Raw genomic sequence first — 288 nt, forward strand, 5'->3', positions numbered from 1 at the left:
CCCTAGGTCCGTTCACGGTAATCGACGGGAATACGTGTCATCGACCTTCAGCGGTTCCAGGTGGGAATCGTAGTAACCGTCAGCCTTGAGGGTTTCCAGCTTCGCGACATCCTTGGAAAAGGCGGCGATGCTGCTCTTGACCGCGACCACGCGGCCTTCGGCGTCCTTGAACACGATGACGTACCCGTCGTATGCCTCGCCGAACTTGGCGCCTGAGCGATCGTACATCGTGGTCACGTCTGCACCTTTCCATTTCGCTTCGCCGCGGGCAGGAAGATCAAGCGTGAA

At 58.7% G+C, this 288-nt stretch carries 1 protein-coding gene; it reads right to left on the bottom strand.

Annotated features, from left to right (window positions below; translation table 11 throughout):
* Window positions 1-12: 12 nt before the first annotated feature.
* Window positions 13-288: hypothetical protein (locus LZP69_RS16160; protein ID WP_234201716.1), on the bottom strand; the 276-nt coding region annotated here is incomplete at its 5' end.

The sequence above is a fragment of the Shewanella sp. AS1 genome (assembly GCF_021412565.1).
Taxonomy (GTDB): domain Bacteria; phylum Pseudomonadota; class Gammaproteobacteria; order Enterobacterales; family Shewanellaceae; genus Shewanella.